Below are 23,757 nucleotides of genomic sequence, written 5' to 3'. Positions count from 1 at the left end.
GTTGATCGCCGGTGAAGGGTCGTTCCGGTCGTTGGCGCGACTGCGCCAGCCGCCTAGCTGTTCGGCCCGCGGTCCATGCTGACGGGTTGCCAGCGACGGAGCGTGGTGTCTTGCAGCACCGACGGATTGACGCAGCTTACCGGCCACATGCCCTGCAGCACCAGTGACAATTCGTAGCCCACCCGCCGCTTGCGCGCTTCGTCAAACCGTGCCGAGGCCGAGGCCACGTGGGCGGTCAGGGTCACGTTCTCCATGCGGAGCAGGGGATTGTTGTGGGAGGGCGGTTTCTTCTCCAGCACGTCGAGGGCGGCATGGGCGATCCAGCCTTCCTGCAGCGCCTTGATCAGGCTCTCCTCGTCCACGGTGGCGCCGCGCCCGGTGTTGATGAAGATCGAGCCCTTCTTCATCTGCCGGAAGTGCTTCTCGGTCAGCATGTGATGCACCTCGGGCCTTGCCGGCGCGTGCATCGAGACGAAGTCGGATTGCGAGAGCACCTCGTTCAGCGTCGCCGGGATGACGCCGTGGTCGTACATCAGCGTTTCCTGGATGAAGGGATCGTAGGCCATCATGCGCAGGCCGAACGGCGCGGCGCGCTTCGCAACTGCACGTGCGACGCGCCCGAACGAGATGAAGCCGAGCGTCTGGCCCATCAGCCGGGGGACCTTGAGCAGCGCCGGCCGCCCTTCGGCCCAGCGGCCATCGCGCACCATGCGGTCCTGCTCGACCAGGCGGCGGAAGCCGGCCAGCAGCAGCATCATGGCGTGGTCGGCAACTTCCTCGATGAAGGTATCGGGAATGTTGGTCACCGGGATTTTACGGGCAGTGGCGGCCTTGATGTCGACGCTGTCGACGCCGACCGAGCCCAGCGTGATGACCTTGCAGCTCTCCAGGCTGTCGATGATGGTCTTGGTGATGGGGATGCCCTTGGCATAGATGGCGTCGGCGTTCTTCGCCGCGGCGATGAATCCGGCCTCGTCGGCAGGGGCTTCGATGATCTCGGCATCGATCGGATCGAGCGCCTCGCGCTCGTAGGAATAGTCGCTGCCCGCGACCGTGAAGCTCGCGCCCTTCGGCGTCACCACCCTGTATTTCGGCATGTCTTCGCTCCCGATTTGGTTTGTCGGTTCTTGTTGTGACCCGCCTCCCTGGGCGGGCCTTTGCGTCTTTTACGCGAAATCGGGGCGCGCGCGTACAATTCCCGGTTGTCGATGACGAGGTTTCTTTTCGGTTTTCGGCATGGGGTAAGGGCTTCTACGGAGGCCTGTAAGTAACTTGCTAAGGCCTCCCCCTAAAAATTGATTCGATTTTGATCGATCTGGTCGCGTGCCCGTATCCCATTATTGCCGGAGCCATCCCGTGAACTTGAGCAATCTGAAGATCGCCCCGAAGCTCGGCATCCTTGTCGGCGTCACCTTGTTCGGCCTGTGCATCTCCGGCGTTCTCGCCGGTTACCTGATGAAGCGCGAGATGGTGAATGCGCGTATCGACCAGGCCAAGTCGATCGTCGACTTGGGACGCAACTACGCCGCTGCGCTGATGAAGCGCGTCAGCGCCGGCGAGATGACGAAGGACGCGGCCTTGGCCGAGCTTCGCCGCTACGGCAACGCGATGACCTACGACAACGGCTCGGGCTATCTGTTCGGCACGTCCTATGACGGCATCACCCAGCTCGCGCCCGATCCGAAGCAGATCGGCGCCAATCGCATGGACGTCGTGACCAACGGCCGCAAGCTGTCCGTCGAGCTGATGGACGGCGTCAAGGCCAATGGCTCGATCCTGCTCTATTATGAATACGTCAAGCCCGGCCAGGAGAAGCCGATCCGCAAGATCGGTTACGCGGTGGCGATCCCCGGCCTCGACATGTATCTCGGCACCGGCGCCTATCTCGACGACATCGACGCCAAGATGGGCCCGGTCTATTGGCTGCTCGGCCTGGCCATGCTCGGCATCGTCATCGCCGCCGGCAGCGTCGCCTGGCTGATCGGCCGCAGCATCAGCCGTCCGCTGGCGCTGCTCGGCGCCCGCATGAAGGATCTCGCCGACGGCAAGCTCGAGGGTGACATTCCCGGCGTCGGCCGCGGCGACGAAGTCGGCGCGATGGCCGCGACCGTCCAGATCTTCAAGGACAACTCTGTCCGCATCCGCGACCTCGAGAAGACCGAAGCCGATGCGAAGGAGCGCGTCGCGGCAGAACGTCGCAGCGCCATGGAAGGCATCGCCAGCGACTTCGAACGCAGCGTCAACGGCATCGTCCGCTCGGTCTCCTCGGCCGCGGCCGGCATGCAGACCACGGCGCAGTCGATGACCGCGACCGCCAGCGACGCTTCGTCGCGCGCGGCGACGGTCGGCGCGGCCTCGCAAAAGGCCTCCGGCAATGTCGGCACGGTTGCGGCCGCCGCCGAAGAGCTGTCGAGCTCGGTTGCGGAAATCTCCCGCCAGGTCACCCGTTCGACGGAAGTGGCAAGCCGCGCCGTCAGCGACGCCGAGCGCACCAACGCCACCGTGCAGGTGCTCTCGACCGGCGCAGAGAAGATCGGCGAGGTCGTCAAGCTGATCCACTCGATCGCGGCACAGACCAATTTGCTCGCGCTCAACGCCACCATCGAGGCGGCACGCGCCGGTGAATCCGGCCGCGGCTTCGCGGTCGTCGCCTCCGAGGTGAAGGCGTTGGCCAACCAGACCGCCAAGGCGACCGAGGAGATCTCCGCGCAGGTTGCGGCGATGCAGACCTCGACCAGCGACGCGGTCACGGCCATCTCCGGTATCACTCAGACCATCGCCGAGATGAGCGAGATCACCGCCGGCATTTCCGCATCGATCGAGCAGCAGGGCGAGGCGACCCGCGAGATCGCCCGCAACATCCAGTCGGTCGCGGCCGGCTCGAACGAGATCAACGCCAATATCGGCAGCGTCACCTCGGCCGCGGAAGCGACCGGCACGGCCGCCACCGACGTGCTCACCAACGCCCGCGAGCTGGACAGCCAGTCCGGCGCGCTGCGCAGCGCGGTGGATGGCTTCCTTGCCAAGGTGCGCGCGGCGTAAGCGTCGCATCAAATTGCGTAGGGTGGGCACTGACGCGAAAGCGTCGTGCCCACCTTTTGTTTTTCAGTTGCATTGGTTGTCATGCCCCGCGAAGGCGGGGCATCCAGTACGCCGCGGCTTCTCGGTTCCAGCCGCGCTGCCTCTGGAATACTGGATCCCCCGCCTACGCGGGGGATGACAGCATTCGCGGGGCGCGGCGATTACTGCTTCTCGATCTTCGCGTTGGTGATCAGCTTCTCCCACAGCACCAGCTGCTCGCCCACGAACTTGCCGAGCTCCTCCGGTGTGCCTGAGAACGCGTCCATGCCGAGCGTGGCGAGCTGGGCCTTGATCTCGGGCTTCTCGATGATCTTGCGGATTTCGGCGTTGAGCCGCGTCACGATCTCCTTGGGCATGCCGGCAGGGCCGAAATAGCCCTGCCATGACGAGATGTCGAAATCGGGCACGCCGGCCTCCTGCATCGAGGGCAGGTTCGGCACCAGCGGCGAGCGGTCCTTGGTGGTGACGGCGAGCGCGCGCAGCGCGTTGCCGTTGACGTGCGGCAGGCCCGTCAGGATGTCGACGAACATCATCGAGACGCGCCCGCCCATGACGTCGTTCAGCGCCGGCGGCGAGCTCTTGTATGGCACGTGCAGCAGGTCGAGCCCGGCATTGTGCGCAAAGGTCGCACCCGACACGATCGCGGAGGACGAGCCCGAGGCATAGCTCAGCTTGCCCGGATTGGCCTTGCCGTAGGCGACGAGCTCGGCGACGGTCTTCGCCGGCACTTCCGGATTGATGACCAGCATGAAGGGCAGATCGCCAGTGCGCGCGATCGGCGTGAAGTCCTTGACCGGATCGTAAGTGAGGCTCTTGAGCAGATAGGGATTGGCCGAATGCGTGGTGTTGGTGGTCACCAGCAGCGTATAGCCGTCGGGCGCGGCCTTCGCGACATAGCTCGCGGCCAGCATGCCGTTGGCGCCCGCCTTGTTCTCGATGATGATGCCGACGCCGAGCGCCTGCGACAGATGCTGCGAGATCAGCCGTGTCGTGGTGTCCGTGCCGCTGCCGGCCGCGAACGGGAGCACCAGCGTGATGTTTCGGCTCGGATAAGTGTCGGCCTGGGCGGCGGACGCCGCTGCAAGGCAGAGTGCGGCCGCAGCCGCGGCACGCAGGTTTCGAAGCAGCCCTGAAATCATCTTGAGACGTTCCCTCTTTTTCGTTGGCGGGGAACCTAGCGTCTCTGCGTTGAAATCGGAAGACGGGAGTTGCGTGCCCCGGACGCAGCGCAGCGTCACTGCGTGCCGCAGCGCGTCCGGGACATGAGACTGTCGCGCGTCCGTGCTGCGGAATTACTTCGCCGCCGAACCCTGGCGCGAGGCGAACACCACGCCGGCCAGCACCAGAGCGTAGCCGATCAGGTGAAAGGGCTGCAGCTTCTCGCCGAGCAGCAGGATCGCCATCGCCGAGCCGAACACCGGCACCAGATGGAAGAACGGCGCGGCCCGGTTCGGCCCGATCAGCGCCACGCCACGGTTGAAGAACAGGTAGGCCAGGGTCGAGGGAAAGATCAGGATGTAGCCCAGCGTCGCCAGCGTGATCGCGTCGAATTGCAGGACGCGGCCGCTGGCCGCCTCCCAGATCGCCCCGGGGATCGGCATCGTCGCGCCGCAGCAGGTGGTGAAGGACAGGAAAGAGAGCTGATTGATCTTCGGCCGCCGCGGGATGAAGGCGGAGTAGAGGCCGAACGCCACCAGCGAGGAGGCGAACATGATGTCGCCGCGGTTGAAGCTGATGCCCGCGAGCGCGGCGAGATCGCCGCGCAGGATGATGATCAGCACGCCGAGCAGCGAGACCGCGATGCCGGCGAATTGCGCCCCCGTCAGCCGCACGCCGAACAGCGCCAGCGACCACAACGCCACGAACAGCGGGCCTGCCGACTGGATCAAGAGCGCGTTCAGCGCCTCCGTGTACTGCATCGCCCAGTAGGAGATCGCGTTGTTGAAGGCAAAGCCCACCAGCGACAGGAACAGCATCAAGGGCAGGCTCTTGCGCAAGAGAGGCCAGTCGCGCTTCAGATGCGGCCAGGTGAACGGCAGCAGGATCAGGAACACGCCGAACCAGCGGATCGTCGTCACCGTCAGCGGCGGCACATGCGCGCCGACATGGCGCGCGAGCACGATGTTGCCGGCCCAGAACAGCGAGCTCAGGCTGAGCAACAGATAAGGCTGGTTGTTGAGCCAACTGGCTGGATTGGAGGCCGGTGGCGCGGGCGAAGCGATCGTCATTGGCGTTGCACACGAGCTTGCGCTGGATCGGTATCGTGGCACAAGTCACGCCGCCGCAATGCTACAATGCAGCCAAACCCTGAGGAGGTGCCTTTGGCGGTCAATATGTTGAACATCGCGGGCCTCGAGCAGCTCGATCCGCAGTCGCCGGTGGTGATGCTGAACCTGATGCGTTTCCACGACCGCTCGCGCGACGGCGACGGATCCGGCTGGGATGCCTATCTGCGCTACAGTGCCGTCACCGTGCCGATGATCAAAGCACGCGGCGGCACCTTGCTGTGGACCGGCGATGCCAAGGCCATCGCGCTCGGACCGCACGCCGGCAACGACTGGGATTTCGTCGCGCTGGTCTACTACCCCACCGTCTCGGCTTTCTTGGACATGATGACGTCGGAGTCCTACGAGACGCAGGCTGACCCGCACCGCGTCAACGGCTGCGCGGAGCATGTGATCATCGCGACGAGGGAGGCCTACAGCAAGTTCGGGATGAAGTAGGAAATGTCCGCCGTGCGTAGCGCGCTGTTTCCCTCTCCCCTTGTGGGAGAGGGTGTCTCGCCGCGATAGCGGCGAGACGGGTGAGGGGTCTCTCTCCGCGAGTCCACTCTCACTGATACGTGCGGAGAGACACCCCTCATCCGGCGCTCCGCGCCACCTTCTCCCACAAGGGGAGAAGGGAAGGCACCTGCGTGCGAGGATGGAGTGCAGCTAGGTCGCCTGCTTCCGCGACGCCACGAACACGCCGGACAGCACCAGTGCAAACCCGATGAAATGGAACGCCTGCGGGTGCTCGCCGAGAAACGCCATCGCCATGATCGAGCCGAACACCGGCACGACATGGAAGAACGGCGCCGCGCGGTTGGCGCCGATCAGGCGGACACCGCGATTGAAGCAGAGATAGGCCAGCGTCGAGGGGAACACCGCGACGTAGAACAGCGTCAGCAGGTTCGGCCCGTCGAGCTTCATGACCGGGCGTGCCGACAATTCCCAGATCTCCAGCGGCACGAGGCAGGCCGCACCGACCCCGAAGGTGAAGGCGAGGAACGACAGGCCGTGCATCGGCGGCCGCTTCAGGGTCAACACCGAGTAGAGCGCGAAGATGATCAGCGCGACGATGAAGATCAAATCGCCCTTGTTGAACTCGATGTTCGACAGCGTGGTGAAGTCGCCGTGCAGCAGGATCGTCAGCACGCCGCACATCGACAGAGCCACGCCGAACGCCTGTGCCGCGGTGAGGCGGATGCCGAGGATGGCCAGCGACCACAGCGCCACGACCAGTGGCGCTGCCGACTGCAACAGCAGCGTGTTGAGGGCCTGGGTATGCTCCAGCGCCCAATATTGCAGCGTGTTGAAGGCGCCGATGCCGGTGATCGAGAGCGTGATCATCAGGCCGAGCCTGCTGCGGATCGCGGGCCAGTCCTGCACCAGGTGCTTCCAGGCGAACGGCAGCACCAGCAGGAAGGCGAAGCTCCAGCGCAGGAACGACAGCGTCACCGGCGGGATGTGCCCGGCGGCGAGCCGCCCGACGATGGCATTGCCGGCCCAGCACAGCGCGGTGATGCTGAGCAGCAAATAGGGCTGGTTGGCGATCCAGTTGTGGCCCGATGATTCGGAGCCCGTGCTCTGGCCGGTGGCGGACATTGTGATTGTTTTGGCCCCGCGTCATGCGCGCCAGGCCCCGGCCCGGCGAGGTCGGGCCGGCTCTTCGCCCGGCATGGTCCAAAGACACGGAAATCGGAGCGGCATCAACGGGGGGCGGATGCATCGCGACCATGCAGCGGGGAAGACCGGTCTCACGCTTTGGTCGAAGACAGAACAGCGCCCTTGAAACGTTTCTGGATTTTCCGGGGATATCAAAGGCTTAAAGTCTGTCCAGAGCCCCGAAAAAGCCCCGTTCTTGCTTGCCTAGAGCGGCTGCTTCCGTTATCCGGTTGGCTGCCTTGCGTGCGAACGGCTCCCGGCCGTCAGCTAGGCTGGCGCATCTAAAATCTTCGAAGGATTACCCGCGAATGGCCAATGTTGTCGTCGTCGGCGCCCAGTGGGGCGACGAAGGGAAGGGCAAGATCGTCGACTGGTTGTCGGAGCAGGCGGACATCGTCGTTCGCTTCCAGGGCGGCCATAACGCCGGCCATACGCTGGTGATCAACGGCAAGACCTACAAGCTGGCGCTGCTGCCTTCCGGCGTGTTGCGCGAGGGCAAGCTGTCGGTGATCGGCAACGGCGTGGTGTTCGATCCCGCCGCCTTCCTCGACGAGGTCACCAAGCTGAGGGCGCTGGGCGTCGCGATCACTCCGGAGAACCTGCGGATCGCCGAGAACGTCACGCTGATCCTGCCGCTGCACCGCGAGCTTGATGCGCACCGCGAATCCGCCAGCGCCGCGACCGCGATCGGCACCACCCGCCGCGGCATCGGCCCGGCCTATGAGGACAAGGTCGGCCGCCGCGCCATCCGCCTGATGGACCTCGCCGATCTCGACACGCTCCCGCACAAGATCGACCGGCTGCTTGCTCACCACAACGCACTCCGCCGCGGTCTCGGCCTGCCCGAATTCGACGGCAAGGTGATCCTGAACGAGCTGACCGCGCTGGCGCCGCAGCTGCTGCCCTATGCCGAGACGGTGTGGCGGCTGCTCGACATCAAGCGCCGCGAAGGCAAGCGCATGCTGTTCGAAGGCGCGCAAGGCGCGCTGCTCGACGTCGACCACGGCACCTATCCCTACGTCACCTCGTCCAACACGGTGGCGGCGCAGGCCGCGACCGGCTCGGGTCTTGGACCGGGCGCGGTCGGCTACGTGCTCGGCCTGTGCAAGGCCTACACCACCCGCGTCGGCCAGGGCCCGTTCCCGACCGAGCAGGACAATGAGACCGGCCGCAAGATCGGCGAGCGCGGCCGCGAGTTCGGCACCAACACCGGCCGCCCCCGCCGCTGCGGCTGGTTCGACGCCGTGCTGGTCCGCCAGGCGGTCCGGACCTGCGGCATCAACGGCCTCGCGCTGACCAAGCTCGACATCCTCGACGGCTTCGACACGATCGAGGTCTGCACCGGCTACAAGCTCGACGGCAAGGAGATCGACCATTTCCCGGCCGGCGAGGGCGCCCAGGCCCGGGTCGAACCGATCTACGAGACCATCGAAGGCTGGAAGGAGCCGACCGCCAGTGCGCGGTCCTGGGCCGACCTGCCGGCCCAGGCCATCAAATATGTCCGGCGGATCGAGGAATTGGTGGGGTGCCCGGTCGCACTGCTTTCCACCAGCCCCGAACGCGAAGATACTATCCTCGTGCAAAACCCGTTTGAGGCTTAACGATCTCTTACCAGGACGCGCGTATAGTTGAGTTGAAATGGCTGATTACTATCCGCTGATCGCCCGCGCTATTGCCGCCCTGGACCCCAACGCTCCCGGCGAAAGCCGTCGCGCGCTCTATGAACGGGCGCGCACGGCCCTGATCGCGCAGCTGCGCAGCGTCCAGCCGCCGCTCTCCGAATCCGAGATCACCCGCGAACGGCTGTCGCTGGAGGAGGCCGTCCGCAAGGTCGAGTCGGAAGCGGCCCAGCGCGCCCGCGAGGCTTCGCGCCCTGGTGGCGGTGCACGCAGCGGCGGCAGCGGCAGCGGCGATGCGTTCCGCCGCGCCAGCACCCGGGCCGCCGAGGGCCACGCCCCGGCAGCCGCGCCACCCCCTCCACGGACGCGTCCGGCTCCGCCCCCGCCGCGGGCCGACCGTCCGTCCTTCAACGTCGACGACCAGGGCGATGCCCAGCGACCGCCGCGCGCGCCCCGCTTCGACGCCCCGCGCCAGCCGGGACCGTCCGCGCCGCCGCCACCCCCGATGCCGGAGCCGCCGGCCGCCGGGCGCGATCGCGCCGGTGCGCGCCGTCCGCCTGATATGGGACCTCCGCCGGCGCTGCCGCCGGCACCCGGTGTGCGCGGCTTCCGCGACATCACGGCCGATGCCAACGATCTCGGCGGCGCGGCCGCGCAGGCCAGCCGTGCCGCGCGCCGGACCTATGCCAACGTGCCCTCGCCCTCGCCGGAATTCGACCGGCTCGAGCCGAGCCTGGAAAGCCGCGGCGGCGAGGCCGAGGCGCCCTATTCCTACGACGAGTCGATCGAGGAGGCCGAGCGCTACGCGCCCCAGCCGCCGTCGCCGCGTCCGCGCATCGCACCGGAGCGCGAGGCCAAGAAGCGGGTCCGCACCCGCTCGGCTTTTCCGTTCAAGAGCGCGATCGCCGTCGGCATCGTGCTGATCCTGGTCGGTGCCGGCATCCTCTGGGGCAAGCCGCTGGTCCAGACCGTCACCAATTTGTTCAAGTCCTCGCCGACCCAGGTGGTCGAGACGCCGAGCAATGTCTCGCAGCCGCAGACCAAGCCGAAGATCCCCGATCGCGTCGGCCAGCCCTCGGCGAGCGACCAGCCGGTCGCGCCGGTGGCGCAGAAGGTCGTGCTCTACGACGAGGATCCGTCCGATCCGAAGGGTAAGCAATATGTCGGCTCGGTGGTGTGGCGGCTGGAGCCGATCAAGGCCTCCGGCAACCAGAAGGCCGACCTCGCCGTGCGCGCCGACATCGAGATCCCCGATCGCAAGTTCAAGATGACGATGTCGTTCCGCCGCAACACCGACTCCTCGCTGCCGGCGAGCCACACGGCGGAGCTGACCTTCATCCTGCCGCCGGACTTTCCGGGCGGCAGCGTCTCCAATGTGCCGGGCATCCTGATGAAGTCGAACGAGCAGGCTCGCGGCACGCCGCTCGCAGGCCTCGCTGTCAAGGTCACCGACGGCTTCTTCCTGGTCGGCCTGTCCAACGTCGACGCCGACCGCGCCCGCAACGTCCAGCTCCTGAAGGAGCGCTCGTGGTTCGACGTGCCGCTGGTCTACGCCAACCAGCGCCGCGCCATCATCGCGATCGAGAAGGGCGCCCCCGGCGAGCGCGCCTTCAACGACGCCTTCGCGCAGTGGGGCGACTGAGCCGAGCCAATCTCACTTCCGTCATTCCGGGGCGTGCGAAGCACGAGCCCGGAATCTATTGTGCAGCAGGCGACGTCGAGAAATGGATTCCGGGTTCGGTGCTGCGCACCGCCCCGGAATGGCGTTCGAGTAGCTTACTGCGCCGCCGCTTCCCGCTTGCGCGATGCTGCGCCGACAGCCGCTTCGCGGTCCATCACGGCGCGGCAGCCGGGGCTGACCTGCGCCTTGTTCCGCACCATGCAGGCCCTCACGCGGGGAATGTCGGGAATTTCACTGGAGCATAGCCGCATCGCATCGCCCGTGCACATCTGCTGCGCTTCGGACGAGAAGGCGAGGCCGGGTGAAGTCTGGAGCGCGATGGCGGTGGTCGCCACGGCCAACAGCGAGGCGGTGGACTTGAACAGCGAAGCGATGGTCTGAGTGCGTGTCATGCAGATTTGATCCCCGAATTCCCTGGGCTTGAGCCGCTTGGTTCTTGGGGCGCCGCACGCGACTTGATCTGCCGCATGTCACAGCCTTCACGCCGGGAGTTCGCTCCCGCATGTGGTCGCTCGATTTCTTGATTGTTCGAATCGAAAAGTGCTGCGCCGCCCGAGTGAAGTATGCGCCATTGTCGAGCGGCTGCAATGGCCGCCATGAAGGAAATTGCAGTTGTTGCGTGGACGTCACGCAACACTCTTGCGTGCGCGATCAGATCAGCCGATCGGAGGAGACCCCCGCTTGTTCCAGCTCGCTCACACCGAGCGCGGCGGCGTGGTCCTCGACGGCCGTGACGCCCTTGGCCGTGAGCTCGAACAGATCGCCGTCCTTCATCACGTAGCCGTCGGCGATCAATTGTCCCATCTTGCCCTGCCGGTCGTCGGCGAAGGCAAAGGATTGGCTGATGTCCCGCAGGATCGAGAGTTGTTCGTCACGCAACATGGCTTCTCTCTCCATTCGCCGGGGGGCGCTCACATGCCGTGGCTCTGAAACACCTTGTTGCAGGACTTCGACAGCTTGGCGCGGTTGGCTTGCAGGCAGCCCTGCACGGCCATGTCGTTGCCGAGGTCCTTGCGACAGAGGCGCGATGCGTCCCGCGAGCAGGCCTTCTGCTCCTGCGGCGAGCCCATGTGGCCTTGCGCGAGAGCGGACGTGTTCGACAGACCGGTCAGGGCCGCGAATGCGATCGTCGCCAGAAGAAATTTACAGGGCATCGGCGGCTCCAGTCTGACAGGGGACAATTGAGGTCCTGTCTGAACTCGTCGCCCTGTCACTTGTTCCGCGGACGGCGGAGCCTGCCCGGCTGTTCAAGGTTCCCGCGGCGCTGCTATAACCGGCCGGGAAGTGTGAGGGTGCTCGATGAAACGCTATCTGGTGTTTGCGCTGCTCGGTCCGTTCATCGGCGGGTTCCTGCTGCTGCTGACGACGACCTATCAATCCGGCTATTGGGCCCAGACCGGCCTCGGCGAGGTCGGCAAGCTGTTCGTCGTGTTCTTCAAGACCCTGCAATACAGCTATCTGTTCGGCTTGCTGCCGTCGCTGATGATCGGCGCGATCGACGACATCCTGGTCCACATCCGGCGTATCGGCCCGGTCGTGCGGATGCTGCTGGTCGGCCTGTTCGCCTTCGTGCTGGCCTCGCTCACCTACAGCTCGCGCGGGCCGGATTCGGGCGCGGTGCAGTTCATCCTGTACGGCCTCGTCGGCTTCGTGCCGGCGGTGATTTCGTCTTGGCTCGTGCATAAATACATCAAGGAGCCGCAAGCACTGGCGGCGCCGACGCCGACCTGAGCGCGACGTTCCGGCGCGGCGCAGCAACTTCTGCCACGCCGGCGCGTTCCCCTGAGGCCATGACCATGTCCAACGACGATATTCTCCCTCCGCGAAGGTCCCGTTCGGGGAGCGGCTCGCGTGGCGCCTTTTCGGGCGCCGACGCCCGCGGCACGATCATCGACCAGGACGGCCGGGAAGTCCGCCCCGAGACGCTGGAGCAGGGCTTTCGCGAGTTCCGTTTCGAGTTCGGCAAGGACAATCCGTTCGCCGGAAGCCCGTTCGGCAATCTGACGCGCGAGCAGCGCATCGCGCGGATCGAGGCGATCGCAAAGCTGCTCGACGTCGCTTTCATCCTGCCCGGCACCAACATCCGCTACGGCATCGACGGGCTGATCGGCCTGATCCCCGTCGTCGGCGATATCATCACAACCGCGATCTCGCTGTGGCTGGTCCGCGAGGCCCGCGCGCTCGGTGCGCCCTGGTACGTCACCGCGCGCATGCTCGGCAATGTCGCGCTCGACGGCGTGGTCGGCATCGTGCCGTTCGCCGGGGACGCCTTCGACGTCATGTTCCGCGCCAACATGCGCAATGTCCGCCTGCTTCGCCGCTGGCTCGACAAGCAGCCGCGGATGTAGCGCGGGCGAAGAGAAGGCTGGTCCAGAAACGCAAAAAGCGCGACAGCCTTTCGGCCATCGCGCTTTCCGCACATCGGAGGCTTGGAAGAAACTTACGCCGCGTCGGCGTCGGTCTCGGCGGCCGGAGCGGGCTTCGGCCGGCGGGGCAGCGGGAAGGCTTCGCTCTCATAGAGGGAGCGGATGCCGTTCTGGTCGAAACGCGCTTCCTCGACCTGGAGATAGGCGCCGTTCAGCGAATCGTTCGGCAACTGCTCCATCGCGAACTGCACGGCTTCGGCCGCGGTGCCGAACCGGCGATAGGTGAAGCCGGCACGCTTCTTCTTGCGGATCGCAGCGGGGAAGAGTTCGGCGGAGGTGTTGAAGTTGAACGGACGCAGTGGACGCATGGTCAAAGACCTCGTGAGCTTCTCTGGGGCTTTAAGCGCGTTGGGGTTTGGGTGGCAGGGGCCGCAATCGAGCGGGCCCGCCGCGCATGTCATTTTCGCCTCCTAATATAGGCTTATCTGACAAAAATGCGACCCCTGCGATGGGAGATGATGAATCCGCGCATGGCAGCCCCGCGACTGAAATAATGTGAATTATTTCAAAGGGTTAAATGGCTTACACTTTGCCAAGAAGCAGCAGGACGATCAGGACGACCAGAACGACCCCACCGATGCCTATGCCGGAATGGCCAAGGCCATAGCCGTAGCCGCCGAAACGGCCGGACAGGCCGCCGACCAGATAAATGATCACCAGGATGATCAGGATGGTCCCAAGGGTCATGGCATCCTCCCTGGCGGCCGCCCACTGCGATGATCGGCCGCACCGCCAGAAAAGAAAAGCACATCGCGCCGCCGGGTTCCACAGGGGAACCCGGCGGCGCTCGGGGTTATTTCGGCTCCAGCTTCAACGAGGCCGAGTTGATGCAGTAGCGCAGGCCGGTCGGTCCCGGTCCGTCCGGGAAGACGTGGCCGAGATGGCCGCTGCACTTGGAGCAGAGCACCTCGGTGCGGATCATGCCGTGGCTGACGTCCCGCTCCTCGTCGATATGGCTCTCGACCGCGGGCTGGGTGAAGCTCGGCCAGCCGCAGCCGGAATCGAACTTGGCGTCGGACTCGAACAGCGCGTTGCCGCAGCCGGCGCAGACATAGGTGCCGGCCCGATGGTCGTGCTCATATTCGCCCGTGAAGGGACGCTCGGTCGCCTTCTCGCGCAGCACCGCGTACTGCATCGGCGTCAATTCGCTCCGCCACTGCTCTTCGCTCTTGATGACCTTGTCGTCGGTGGTTTTCGTCTTGATGTCGGGCATGGGTCTCCCGTTTCTGGCGTGATGTCGCGATCAGTTGGTGGCCTTAGCGGAACTCACCAGCGTCGGCTTCTCAATGTAGTTATCCGCGAACAGCTTTTTCAGGTTCTCGACCTTCGGCAGGTCGTTATAGGCGATGTAGGGCTGGTTCGGGTGCAGCGTCAGATAGTCCTGGTGGTAGGCTTCCGCCGGATAGAACGCTTCCAGCGCGCCGACCTTGGTCACGATCGGCCTGCCGAACACCTTGGCACTGTTGAGCTGGGCGATATAGGCCTCCGCCACCTTCTTCTGCTCGTCGGAGGTGGTGAAGATCGCCGAGCGATATTGCGGGCCGCTGTCCGGGCCCTGGCGGTTGAGCTGGGTCGGATCGTGCGCCACCGAGAAGTAGATCTGGAGGATCTTGCCGTAGGAGATCTTCTTCGGGTCGTACTTGATCTCGACCGACTCGGCGTGGCCGGTCCGGCCGCTCGAGACCGTCTGGTAGTCGGCGGTCGCCTTGGTGCCGCCGGCATAGCCGGAGACCGCGTTGACGACGCCGGCCGTGTGCTGGAAGACGCCCTGCACGCCCCAGAAGCAGCCACCGGCGATCACGGCGGTCTGGATCCCGCTGGCGGGGGCCGCGTCCATGGCGGGGGTGGGGATCACGACGGCCTCTTCCGCGGCCCGGGACGGCGCGAAGGCCAGCGCAAATGTTAGCGACACAGCGGTCGTTGCGGCCAGCAGGGAAGCGAGGGCAGGTCGGCGCATGGCGTATCCTCTTTCGGAAGGGCTGACAGTCTAGGACGGTCGCGGCCGGACGACCAGTTGTCCGGCCGCCTTTTCGCGTCATCCGAGATACGGGCACCGCCGCCGATTGTTACGACGGGACGGACACGAGTCCGTGAAATGGGGCGCGCCGGAACGGCCCGGCGGGCGCCCGCCTTGGCGAGACCGGGAACTCCGGGCTAGATGAACCCGGCTGATCGATCCTCGACTTAACGAAGAACTTGCTGGCTGGAGCAGGCTGACACCATGTTGCGCGCGGTTTCCCTGACCCTCGTCATTCTGGCCGCCGGCCTCTCGAGCGCCGCGGCCGATCCGCAAGCCGACGACCTCACCATCTGCCGGGACCGCCAGGCCGAGGCGCCGGCCCGCGCTAGCGCCTGCGAAAACCTGCTGAAGGCCGACAAGCTCAGCAGCAAGGACAAGGCGATCGCGCTCTCCGTGCGCGGCAACACGCAGATCAACAAGCGCGACTACGACCACGCGATCGAGACCCTGTCGGTCGCGCTCGATCTCGATCCGGACTACGTCATCGCCCTCAACCTGCGCGGCCTCGCCTATGAACGTAGCGGCAAGGACGACCTCGCCATGGCCGACTACAACCTCGCTCTCCAGAAACGTCCGGCCTATGGCGTCCCCTACAACAACCGCGGCGTCATCTACGCGCGCCGCGGCGCGATGCAAAGCGCGATCGACGATTTCAGCCTGTCGATCAAATACACGCCGAAATTCCTGCTCGGCTGGACCAATCGCGCCCGCGCGCGCACGCTGATGAAAGATTTCGACGGCGCGATCGCCGACTTCGCGGAGGCCGAGAAGATCGACCCGGCCGCGCCGCAGATCGCGAGCAACCGCTGCATCACCTACGGCATGATGGGCAAGTTCGACCTGGCCTTTGCCGACTGCAACGGCCTGATCGGGCGGCAGCCGAAGAACGTGTACGCGATCAACAACCGCGCCGATGTCAGCATGATGAAGGGCGACATCGAGGCTGCGCTGAAGGACTACAATACGGCGATCCAGATCAACCCGAACAACATCCGCGCGCATTCCGGCCGCGGCCAGATCTACGAGCGCAAGAAGGATCTCGCGCAGGCGCGCGCCGACTACCGCGCGGCCGCCTATTCGCTGACGAAGTTCGACGAGCCCGACGTCGCCCGCGCCCGCGCCGTCGCGCAGGAACGGCTCGCCGCGCTGACGCCGCAGGCGCCGGGGAGCGCGCCCACCGGCCGCCGCGTTGCGCTGGTGATCGGCAACGGCGCCTACAAGAACGTGCACGCCCTGCCTAATCCACCGCGCGATTCGAAGCTGATCGCAGGCGTGCTGCGCGATCTCGGCTTCCAGACCGTGATGGACACCAAGGACCTCACCCGCGACAAGTTCTTCCAGACCCTGCAGGCCTTCGCCAATGAAGCGGAGAAGGCCGATTGGGCCGTGGTCTACTACGCGGGCCACGGGTTCGAGATTGGCGGCGTGAATTATCTCGTGCCGGTCGATGCCAAGCTCACCGCCGACAAGGACGCGGAAACCGAGGCCGTCGCGCTGGAGCAGGTCATCGCCGCGGTCGGGGCTGCGCGAAAAATGCGTCTCGTGGTGCTGGATGCCTGCCGCGACAATCCGTTCGCGCCGACCATGCAACGCACGCTGTCGATGAAGCTGGTCGACAAGGGCTTTTCCAACATCGAGCCCGGGACCGGCTTCATGGTGGTCTACGCCGCCAAGCACGGCGAGACCGCGATGGATGGCGACGGTGCCGCCAACAGCCCGTTCGCCACCGCGCTCGCCCGCGAGATCAAGCAGCCCCGCGTCGAGATCAGAAAGTTGTTCGACATCATCCGCGACGACGTCTGGGCCGCGACCAGGCACGAGCAACAGCCCTTCACCTACGGCTCGCCGCCGGGACGGGAAGATTTTTATTTTGTGGCGGGGAAGTGAGGGCGGTAGGTGCGTAGGGCGGGTTAGCGAAGCGTAACCCGCCGCTGTCTTCACCCGCGGAGACAAGGTTGGCGGATTACGCCTTCGGCTAATCCGCCCTACGGATCATACCACGATACTCAGCCGTTTCGCCGCGCGCGTGATGCCCGTGTACAGCCACCGTGCCCGCGAATCCTGAAACGCAAAGCTCTCGTCGAACAGCACGACGTCGTCCCATTGCGAGCCCTGCGACTTGTGCACGGTGAGCACGTAGCCGTAGTCGAACTCGTCATAGGGCTTGCGCTGCTCCCAGGCGATCTGCTCGACGCCGCCCTCGAAGCAGTCGGCGCGCACCGAGACCTTCGTCACCTTGTGGCCGAAATCCTCGTCGGGCGACAGCCGCATCGACAGGATGCGTGATTTCGAGCGCGAGGTGTTGCGCGACTTCACGCGCCACAGGCCGCCGTTGAAGAGGCCCTTCTTGCGGTTGTTGCGCAGGCAGACCAGCTTGTCGCCTGCGACCGGAAAGGTGTCCTCGATGTTCTGGCGCTGGCGCACCCGCATGTTGTAGGCGCGCCTTGTGTTGTTGCGGCCGACCAGGACCTGGTCGGCGCCCATGACCCTGTCCGGATCGAGCTCCTTGCGCGAGACCACCTCGCTCTCGCCGTAGCGGCCGATGTCGAGCTCGCGGCCTTCGCGCACGTCCATCGACATCCGCACGATCGGATCGTCCTGCGCCTGGCGGTGCACTTCGGTCAGCATCGCGTCGGGCTCGGTGTTGGTGAAGAACCCGCCGCCCTGGATCGGTGGCAGCTGCGCGGGATCACCCAGCACCAGCAGCGGACAGTCGAACGACATCAGGTCGCGGCCCAGTTCAGCGTCGACCATCGAGCATTCGTCGATCACGATCAGCTTCGCCTTCGAGGCCGGCGCGTCGTCCCACAATTCGAAGCTCGGCTGCTCCTCGCCGGATTCGCGGGCACGGTAGATCAGCGAATGGATGGTCGAGGCCTCGTCGCAACCCTTGTTGCGCATGACGAGGGCGGCCTTGCCGGTGAAGGCGGCGAATTTCACCTCGCCGTCGACGCCTTCAGCAATATGGCGCGCCAGCGTGGTCTTGCCGGTGCCGGCAAAGCCGAACAGGCGGAAAATCGGCGGCGTGCCGTTGCGGCCCGGCTTGGCCTTGAGCCAGTCGCCAACAGCCTTGAGCGCGGCATCCTGATGCGGGGTGAAACTGGCCATATCTATCTTGTGGGAGGGCGAAAAGGCGGCGATTCGCCATGCCCCAAGTTAATCATTCGACCCCCGCTTTCAAGCGGGATGCGGCGGCGAAGATCGAGGCGGAAAGGGCCGTCCCCCAGCTTCGAACGTCGCTGCAGGAGCACCGTCCGCTTGCGGGCGGTGGTCCGCTTCCGCTTGCGCGCCTCGCGAGCACGCATCCGCCTCATCACGTTGCAGGTGAATGCGAAGTAAACGCCTCGCCCGATTTGCGCAATTTCATGCGGCAAACAAGGCGCAGGTTAATCGTTGCTTGCGCGCGTTCGCGGTGCCGGTTGATCTAGCGCAATGCGATATGGACAGCGCGAACCTATGGTCCGCAGCGGTGACAACGGCGTCGACCGAGATGTGCCTGATGGGGCGCATTCTCCTGAAAATTCCTCAACACGGGTCTGTCCGTGGGGATTCGGATATGCCGAGACCTATGTCACGACGCTCACTGTTTTCCGCCGTTCTGCCTTTCGCATCCGGCCGCGATGCGCTTGCGCCGCGCGTGGACCAGCCGTGCCCCGAGCAGGTGGCCACCGTCTCCAGCGCGAGCGCCTGCGTTGAAAGACAAGGCGTGGTCTGCCGCCGCTGTGTCGAAGCCTGTGAGCATTCCGCCATCCGCATTTTCGCGCGCGAGAAGCTCGGCGCGGTGATCGACGCTGCTTCCTGCACCGGCTGCGGCGACTGCATTCCCGTCTGCCCGGTCGAGGCCATCACGCTCGCGCCGCGCGACCGGATCGCGCTGGTATCCGAACTCGCAAACCTGGTCGTGCACAATGGCTGAAACCACCAATATCTGCGGCGTTGCCGTCTATCTGGCGCCTGAAGCCGCGCGCGATCTGACGGGCCGGATCCTGGCGATGCCCGGCGTCGAGCTGGAAGCCGCATCCGGCGAAAACCGGCTCGCGCTGACCGTGATCGACACGCCGGCCTCGCTGGCGATCGACCAGATCGCCGCCATGCATCGCCTGCCCGGCGTCGTCAGCGCCTCGCTGATCTTTCACGCATTCGATACGGCCGACGACGAGGGCGCCGACGAGACCGAGCCTGCCGCGTGCTGCGGCGGCCATTGCGACAATTCCGGTGCGCATGCGCGCGCCTCCACAATTTGAGATTCGTTGAGCCGGAGAGACCGACGATGGTTACGAAATCGACAAACGGAAATGAAGCCACGGCGACCCGCCGCGATGCGTTGAAGGCGGCCGCGGCGGTTGCCGCCGCCTCGACCATCGGTGTGACGCTGCCGGAAACTGTGAGCGCGCAGCCGGGCAAGACCGACGGCATCCGCTGGGACAAGGGCGTGTGCCGCTTCTGCGGCACCGGGTGCGGCGTGATCGTCGGCACCAAGAGCGGCAAGGTGGTGGCGACCCAGGGCGACCCGGATGCGCCGGTCAATCGCGGCCTCAACTGCATCAAGGGCTACTTCCTGTCGAAGATCATGTACGGCGAGGACCGGCTGACCCAGCCGATGCTGCGCATGAAGAACGGCAAGTTCGACAAGAACGGCGACTTCACGCCGATCTCCTGGGACGAAGCCTTTAAGCTGATGGCCGAGAAGTGGAAGACCGCGCTTAAGGCGGGCGGGCCGTCGACGATCGGCATGTTCGGCTCGGGCCAGTGGACCATCTGGGAAGGCTACGCCGCCGCGAAACTCTACAAGGCCGGCTTCCGTTCCAACAACCTCGATCCGAATGCGCGCCATTGCATGGCCTCGGCCGTGACCGGCTTCATGCGCACCTTCGGCATCGACGAGCCGATGGGCTGCTACGACGACATCGAGCACGCCGATGCGTTCGTGCTGTGGGGCTCGAACATGGCGGAGATGCACCCGATTCTCTGGTCGCGCCTCACCGATCGCCGCCTGACGCATGAGGGCTGCGAGGTCCACGTGCTCTCCACCTTCGAGCACCGCTCGTTCGAGCTCGCCGACAATCCGCTGGTGTTCACGCCGCAGAGCGACATGGCGATCCTCAACTACATCCAGAACTACATCGTCAACTCCGGCGCGATGAACAAGGATTTCGTCGAGAAGCACGTCGAGTTCGCGTCCACCGTCACGGACATCGGCTACGGACTGCGCCCGACCCACGCCCTCGAGATCAAGGCGGTCAACGCCTCGCACAAGGCCGGCAAGGACGGCGCGCTCGATCCGGCCGGCTTCAAGGACAAGATCGGCTTCGAGGAATACAAGCGGCTGCTCGAGCCCTATACGCTCGACTACGCCCACAAGATGTCGGGCGTGCCGAAGGAGAATCTCGAGCGGCTCGCAAAGCTCTATGCGGATCCCAAGAAGAAGGTCGTCTCCTACTGGACGATGGGCTTCAACCAGCACGCGCGCGGCACGTGGGTCAACAACATGATCTACAACGTGCATCTGTTGATGGGAAAGATCTCAGAGCCGGGCAACGGCCCGTTCTCGCTGACCGGCCAGCCCTCCGCCTGCGGCACCGCCCGCGAGGTCGGCACCTTCGCGCATCGCCTGCCGGCCGACCTGGTCGTCACCAACCCGAAGCATCGCGAGACGGCCGAGAAGCTGTGGCAGCTGCCCGAAGGCACCATTCCCGCCAACATCGGCTACCACGCCGTGCTGCAGAACCGGATGCTGAAGGACGGCAAGCTGAACGCGTATTGGGTCCAGTGCAACAACAACATGCAGACGGCCCCGAACATGAACGAGGAGGGCTATCCCGGCTATCGCAATCCGGCCGCCTTCGTCGTCGTCTCCGATCCCTATCCGACCGTGACGACGCTCGCCGCAGACCTCATCCTGCCGACGGCGATGTGGATGGAGAAGGAAGGCGCCTATGGCAATGCCGAGCGGCGCACCCAGTTCTGGCGCCAGCAGGTGAAGGCGCCGGGTGAGGCGCGCTCGGATCTCTGGCAGTTGATGGAGTTCTCCAAGCATTTCAAGATCGAGGAAGTCTGGCCGGAGGAGCTGATCGCCAAGAAGCCCGAAGTGCGCGGCAAGACCCTGTTCGACGTGCTCTACGGCAACGGCGAGGTGAACAAGTTCGCGGTCACCGAATGCCAGAAGGGTTTTGACAATTCGGAGAGCGCGGCGTTCGGCTTCTACGTGCAGAAGGGCCTGTTCGAGGAATACGCGAAGTTCGGCCGTGACCACGGCCACGACCTCGCGGATTTCGAGCAGTATCACCAGGCGCGCGGCCTGCGCTGGCCGGTCGTCAACAACAAGGAGACGCTCTGGCGCTTCCGCGAGGGCTACGATCCCTACGTCAAGCCGGGTGAAGGCGTGTCGTTCTACGGCAAGCCGGACAAGAAGGCGCGCATCATCTTCTGTCCGTTCGAGCCGGCGGCCGAAACGCCCGACAAGGAGTTCGATCTGTGGCTGTGCACCGGCCGCGTGCTGGAGCACTGGCATTCCGGCTCGATGACGCGCCGCGTCCCCGAGCTGCACCGTGCCGTGCCGGCCGCGACGCTGTTCATGCATCCGGATGACGCGGCCGAGCGCAAGCTGTTGCGCGGACAGCCAGTCAAGATCCAGACGCGACGCGGCGAAGTCGTCACGCGGGTCGAGACCAAGGGGCGCAACAAGCCGCCGCGCGGCCTCGTCTACTTCCCCTTCTTCGACGAAAGCCAGCTCGCCAACCAGCTCACGCTGGATGCGACCTGTCCGATCTCGAAGGAGACCGACTTCAAGAAGTGCGCGTGCCGCGTGACGTCGGCCTAAACCCTCGATGGACGAGCCATGTCGGACTCCAGCTCAGGCATCCCGCGCGATCCGCGCCGCCGCAAGGCGATGCAGGATATGACGCGTTTCGGCGGCGGCGCAGCCGTCGCCGCGACGATGCTGACGGCGTTCGGCGTGTCCTCGCGAGCCAAGCCTGCGCAGACGCTGCGGCCTCCGGGCGCGCTGCCAGAAAAGGACTTTCTGGCAGCCTGCGTCCGTTGCGGGCTCTGCGTGCGCGACTGTCCCTACGACACCCTGAAGCTCGCGGACTGGGCGGACGGGCCGGCCATGGGAACGCCGTACTATGTCGCGCGCAACGTGCCGTGCGAGATGTGCGACAACATTCCCTGCGTCAAGGCCTGCCCGACCGGCGCGCTCGAGCATGCGCTGACCGACATCGCGAAGGCCAAGATGGGCGTCGCGGTGATCACCAGCCGTGAGACCTGCCTCAATCTGCAGGGCCTGCGCTGCGACGTCTGCTACCGGGTCTGCCCGGCCATCGACAAGGCGATCACGCTCGAGGTCTCGCACAACGCGCGCACCACCAAGCATGCGATCTTCGAGCCAGTCGTCCACGCCGAATACTGCACCGGCTGCGGCAAGTGCGAGAAGTCCTGCGTGCTGACGGAGTCCGCGATCAAGGTGCTGCCGATCGAGATCGCCGCGCTGAAGCAGGACGAGCACTACAAGCGCGGCTGGGAAGAGAAGACAAAAGCCGGCGGCGCCCTCGTCGACGCGCCGCTCAAGCTGCCGGTGCGCAGGCCCGAGGGAGGCACGCCATGACGGCCAAAGCCAGGCCCTATGTCGAGGCGCGCGCGGAGAAGGGGCTGTGGGCCGCCTCGCGCTTTCTCGTGCTGCGCCGAACCAGCCAGCTGTTCTTCCTCGCGCTGTTCCTGTCGGGGCCGCTTCTGGGCGTCTGGATCGCCAAGGGCACGCTGTCCTCGTCGATGACGCTCGGCACGCTGCCGCTGACCGATCCTTTCGTCTTCCTGCAATCGCTCGCGGCGCGGCACTGGCCCGAGGGCCTCTCGGCGATCGGCGCGGCCATCGTGCTCGCGGCCTATCTGTTGTTCGGCGGCCGGACCTATTGCTCCTGGGTCTGTCCGATCAACCCGGCCACCGATCTCGCGGCCTGGCTGAGGCGGCGGCTCAACATCACTTTCACGGCCAAGATCCGCCCGGACCTCAGGCTCTATTTCGTCGGCGCGGTGCTTGCGGCATCAGTGCTGTCGGGGTCGATCGCCTGGGAGCTGATCAACCCGGTGACGGCGCTGCATCGCGCGCTGGTGTTCGGTCTCTGGTTCGGCGCCGGCGGAACCGCCGCGATCTTCGTGTTCGACCTCCTGGTCGCCAAGCACGGCTGGTGCGGTCATCTCTGTCCGGTCGGCGCATTCTACGGCCAGATCGGCAAGGTCGCGCTGCTGCGCGTCACCGCCGACAACCGCGCGGCCTGCAACGACTGCATGGATTGCTTCGCGGTCTGTCCGGAGCCGCACGTCATCAGCCCGGCGCTGCGGGGCGAGCGCAGCGGCGCCACGCCGGTCATCACCGCGGGCGACTGCACCGTCTGCGGCGCCTGCATCGATGTCTGCTCCAAGCAGGTTTTCCATCTTGGTCTGCGCGGCCGCAATGCGGTGCGTCCGGATCCTTCCGCGCCATCGCCAGCGGCGCGTGTCGTCTCTTCCCAGCCGGCCGTCCTTGAAAGGGACCTCCCATGACGTTTGTTCGACTGATTCCGTGGATTGCGGCGGCGGCCGTGACCGTCGCGCTTGTCATTCCGTTCGCAGCGCCAGGGCCGCTCGCGCAGGAAGCCAAGCAACCCAAGGCGCTGCGTGAGGCTCCGCTGACCGAGATGTCGGCACCGCCCGACGTGACCAAGCAGTCGGTGCCCGCGAGCGGCTTCGAGCGCGCCTATCGCCAGCAGCCGCCGCTGATCCCCCACAAGATCGACGGCTACCAGATCACGACGCAGAACAACGCGTGCATGGGCTGTCACGACTGGCCCGGCAACACGCGGGTGAACGCGCCGAAGATCTCCGAGACGCATTACGTCGACCGCCAGGGCGTGCGGCTCGATAAGGTCGCCGGCACGCGCTACTTCTGCCAGCAATGCCACGTGCCGCAGGCCGATGCGAAGCCGTTGGTCGGCAACATCTTCCAGAACGCGACGCAGGCGAAGTGAGG

At 65.6% G+C, this 23,757-nt stretch carries 25 protein-coding genes; 13 read left to right on the top strand and 12 right to left on the bottom strand.

Going from position 1 to position 23,757, the window contains the following annotated elements; translation table 11 throughout:
• Positions 1-53: 53 nt before the first annotated feature.
• Positions 54-1,097 (bottom strand): C-terminal binding protein, encoded by a 1,044-nt coding sequence (locus QRQ56_RS31625; protein WP_438745263.1) that lies wholly within the window; start codon positions 1,095-1,097, stop codon positions 54-56.
• 259 nt (positions 1,098-1,356) lie between these two features.
• On the opposite strand from QRQ56_RS31625, the gene QRQ56_RS31620 reads away from it, so the two are divergent.
• Entirely contained in the window at positions 1,357-3,042 is a 1,686-nt protein-coding gene (locus QRQ56_RS31620; protein ID WP_438745261.1) for a methyl-accepting chemotaxis protein, read from the top strand.
• A 200-nt stretch (positions 3,043-3,242) separates the two neighbouring features.
• On the opposite strand, the gene QRQ56_RS31615 is transcribed toward QRQ56_RS31620, so the two are convergent.
• Both QRQ56_RS31615 and QRQ56_RS31610 read right to left on the bottom strand, forming a co-directional pair.
• A complete protein-coding gene (locus QRQ56_RS31615; protein WP_438745259.1) occupies positions 3,243-4,220 on the bottom strand; it encodes a Bug family tripartite tricarboxylate transporter substrate binding protein in 978 nt (325 codons plus the stop codon).
• Positions 4,221-4,373: 153 nt separating this feature from the next.
• Positions 4,374-5,309: a DMT family transporter gene (locus QRQ56_RS31610; protein WP_438745258.1), complete on the bottom strand. Its 936-nt coding sequence runs from the start codon at positions 5,307-5,309 to the stop codon at positions 4,374-4,376.
• 93 nt (positions 5,310-5,402) lie between these two features.
• Here QRQ56_RS31610 and QRQ56_RS31605 point away from each other — a divergent pair, with 93 nt between their 5' ends.
• The gene (locus tag QRQ56_RS31605) at positions 5,403-5,804 is read left to right on the top strand and encodes a DUF1330 domain-containing protein (RefSeq protein ID WP_438745256.1); all 402 of its coding nucleotides are present in this window, start codon (positions 5,403-5,405) and stop codon (positions 5,802-5,804) included.
• Between the two features lie 210 nt (positions 5,805-6,014).
• Here QRQ56_RS31605 and QRQ56_RS31600 read toward each other — a convergent pair whose 3' ends face one another.
• The gene (locus tag QRQ56_RS31600) at positions 6,015-6,947 is read right to left on the bottom strand and encodes a DMT family transporter (protein ID WP_438745254.1); all 933 of its coding nucleotides are present in this window, start codon (positions 6,945-6,947) and stop codon (positions 6,015-6,017) included.
• A 368-nt stretch (positions 6,948-7,315) separates the two neighbouring features.
• On the opposite strand from QRQ56_RS31600, the gene QRQ56_RS31595 reads away from it, so the two are divergent.
• Complete coding sequence (locus QRQ56_RS31595; RefSeq protein WP_438745253.1) at positions 7,316-8,608, top strand: adenylosuccinate synthase; 1,293 nt, start codon at positions 7,316-7,318, stop codon at positions 8,606-8,608.
• A 37-nt stretch (positions 8,609-8,645) separates the two neighbouring features.
• Positions 8,646-10,268, top strand: a complete 1,623-nt coding sequence (locus tag QRQ56_RS31590) for a hypothetical protein (protein ID WP_438745252.1) — start codon at positions 8,646-8,648, stop codon at positions 10,266-10,268.
• A gap of 134 nt (positions 10,269-10,402) precedes the next feature.
• Here the strand turns inward: QRQ56_RS31590 and QRQ56_RS31585 are convergent, their stop codons facing one another.
• The 3 genes from QRQ56_RS31585 to QRQ56_RS31575 all read right to left on the bottom strand — a co-directional run bounded on the left by QRQ56_RS31585 (position 10,403) and on the right by QRQ56_RS31575 (position 11,461).
• Positions 10,403-10,699 carry a hypothetical protein gene (locus QRQ56_RS31585; protein WP_438745251.1) on the bottom strand — a complete coding sequence of 99 codons (297 nt, stop codon included), beginning with the start codon at positions 10,697-10,699 and terminating at the stop codon, positions 10,403-10,405.
• 259 nt (positions 10,700-10,958) lie between these two features.
• Positions 10,959-11,189: a hypothetical protein gene (locus QRQ56_RS31580; protein WP_438745250.1), complete on the bottom strand. Its 231-nt coding sequence runs from the start codon at positions 11,187-11,189 to the stop codon at positions 10,959-10,961.
• A gap of 29 nt (positions 11,190-11,218) precedes the next feature.
• On the bottom strand, positions 11,219-11,461 hold the full coding sequence (locus QRQ56_RS31575; RefSeq protein ID WP_438745249.1) for a hypothetical protein: 243 nt from the start codon (positions 11,459-11,461) through the stop codon (positions 11,219-11,221).
• A gap of 145 nt (positions 11,462-11,606) precedes the next feature.
• Here QRQ56_RS31575 and QRQ56_RS31570 point away from each other — a divergent pair, with 145 nt between their 5' ends.
• Positions 11,607-12,038, top strand: coding sequence for a DUF5413 family protein (locus QRQ56_RS31570; RefSeq protein ID WP_438745247.1), 432 nt, complete (start codon positions 11,607-11,609; stop codon positions 12,036-12,038).
• 59 nt (positions 12,039-12,097) lie between these two features.
• On the top strand, positions 12,098-12,655 hold the full coding sequence (locus QRQ56_RS31565) for a DUF4112 domain-containing protein (protein ID WP_438745246.1): 558 nt from the start codon (positions 12,098-12,100) through the stop codon (positions 12,653-12,655).
• Between the two features lie 92 nt (positions 12,656-12,747).
• On the opposite strand, the gene QRQ56_RS31560 is transcribed toward QRQ56_RS31565, so the two are convergent.
• From QRQ56_RS31560 to msrA, 4 genes are all read right to left on the bottom strand, one after another.
• The gene (locus tag QRQ56_RS31560; RefSeq protein ID WP_438745244.1) at positions 12,748-13,041 is read right to left on the bottom strand and encodes a hypothetical protein; all 294 of its coding nucleotides are present in this window, start codon (positions 13,039-13,041) and stop codon (positions 12,748-12,750) included.
• A gap of 214 nt (positions 13,042-13,255) precedes the next feature.
• Positions 13,256-13,420 (bottom strand): DUF3309 family protein, encoded by a 165-nt coding sequence (locus tag QRQ56_RS31555; protein ID WP_438745242.1) that lies wholly within the window; start codon positions 13,418-13,420, stop codon positions 13,256-13,258.
• A 106-nt stretch (positions 13,421-13,526) separates the two neighbouring features.
• Positions 13,527-13,946 (bottom strand): peptide-methionine (R)-S-oxide reductase MsrB, encoded by a 420-nt coding sequence (gene msrB / locus QRQ56_RS31550; protein WP_438745240.1) that lies wholly within the window; start codon positions 13,944-13,946, stop codon positions 13,527-13,529.
• Between the two features lie 30 nt (positions 13,947-13,976).
• Entirely contained in the window at positions 13,977-14,690 is a 714-nt protein-coding gene (msrA, locus tag QRQ56_RS31545) for a peptide-methionine (S)-S-oxide reductase MsrA (RefSeq protein ID WP_438745239.1), read from the bottom strand.
• Positions 14,691-14,954: 264 nt separating this feature from the next.
• Between msrA and QRQ56_RS31540 the strand changes: the two genes are divergently transcribed.
• Positions 14,955-16,640, top strand: a complete 1,686-nt coding sequence (locus QRQ56_RS31540) for a caspase family protein (protein ID WP_438745238.1) — start codon at positions 14,955-14,957, stop codon at positions 16,638-16,640.
• Positions 16,641-16,745: 105 nt separating this feature from the next.
• On the opposite strand, the gene QRQ56_RS31535 is transcribed toward QRQ56_RS31540, so the two are convergent.
• A complete protein-coding gene (locus QRQ56_RS31535) occupies positions 16,746-17,861 on the bottom strand; it encodes an ATP-dependent DNA helicase (RefSeq protein ID WP_438745237.1) in 1,116 nt (371 codons plus the stop codon).
• A 289-nt stretch (positions 17,862-18,150) separates the two neighbouring features.
• Between QRQ56_RS31535 and QRQ56_RS31530 the strand changes: the two genes are divergently transcribed.
• From QRQ56_RS31530 to QRQ56_RS31505, 6 genes are read left to right on the top strand one after another with little or no spacing between them, the layout of a single operon-like run.
• The gene (locus QRQ56_RS31530; RefSeq protein WP_438745236.1) at positions 18,151-18,669 is read left to right on the top strand and encodes a 4Fe-4S dicluster domain-containing protein; all 519 of its coding nucleotides are present in this window, start codon (positions 18,151-18,153) and stop codon (positions 18,667-18,669) included.
• Positions 18,662-18,997, top strand: coding sequence for a chaperone NapD (locus tag QRQ56_RS31525; RefSeq protein WP_438745235.1), 336 nt, complete (start codon positions 18,662-18,664; stop codon positions 18,995-18,997). Before QRQ56_RS31530 ends, QRQ56_RS31525 begins: the two co-directional genes overlap by 8 nt.
• A gap of 26 nt (positions 18,998-19,023) precedes the next feature.
• On the top strand, positions 19,024-21,573 hold the full coding sequence (napA, locus tag QRQ56_RS31520) for a nitrate reductase catalytic subunit NapA (RefSeq protein WP_438745234.1): 2,550 nt from the start codon (positions 19,024-19,026) through the stop codon (positions 21,571-21,573).
• Between the two features lie 18 nt (positions 21,574-21,591).
• The gene (gene napG, locus QRQ56_RS31515; protein ID WP_438745233.1) at positions 21,592-22,356 is read left to right on the top strand and encodes a ferredoxin-type protein NapG; all 765 of its coding nucleotides are present in this window, start codon (positions 21,592-21,594) and stop codon (positions 22,354-22,356) included.
• On the top strand, positions 22,353-23,291 hold the full coding sequence (napH, locus tag QRQ56_RS31510) for a quinol dehydrogenase ferredoxin subunit NapH (protein ID WP_438745231.1): 939 nt from the start codon (positions 22,353-22,355) through the stop codon (positions 23,289-23,291). Before napG ends, napH begins: the two co-directional genes overlap by 4 nt.
• Positions 23,288-23,755, top strand: coding sequence for a nitrate reductase cytochrome c-type subunit (locus QRQ56_RS31505; RefSeq protein WP_438745230.1), 468 nt, complete (start codon positions 23,288-23,290; stop codon positions 23,753-23,755). Before napH ends, QRQ56_RS31505 begins: the two co-directional genes overlap by 4 nt.
• Positions 23,756-23,757: the final 2 nt, after the last annotated feature.

This window comes from Bradyrhizobium sp. U531 (assembly GCF_051710265.1).
Lineage (GTDB): Bacteria > Pseudomonadota > Alphaproteobacteria > Rhizobiales > Xanthobacteraceae > Bradyrhizobium.
Note: the sequence above shows the minus strand (reverse complement) of the source record. Positions and strands in the feature narration are given on the sequence as shown.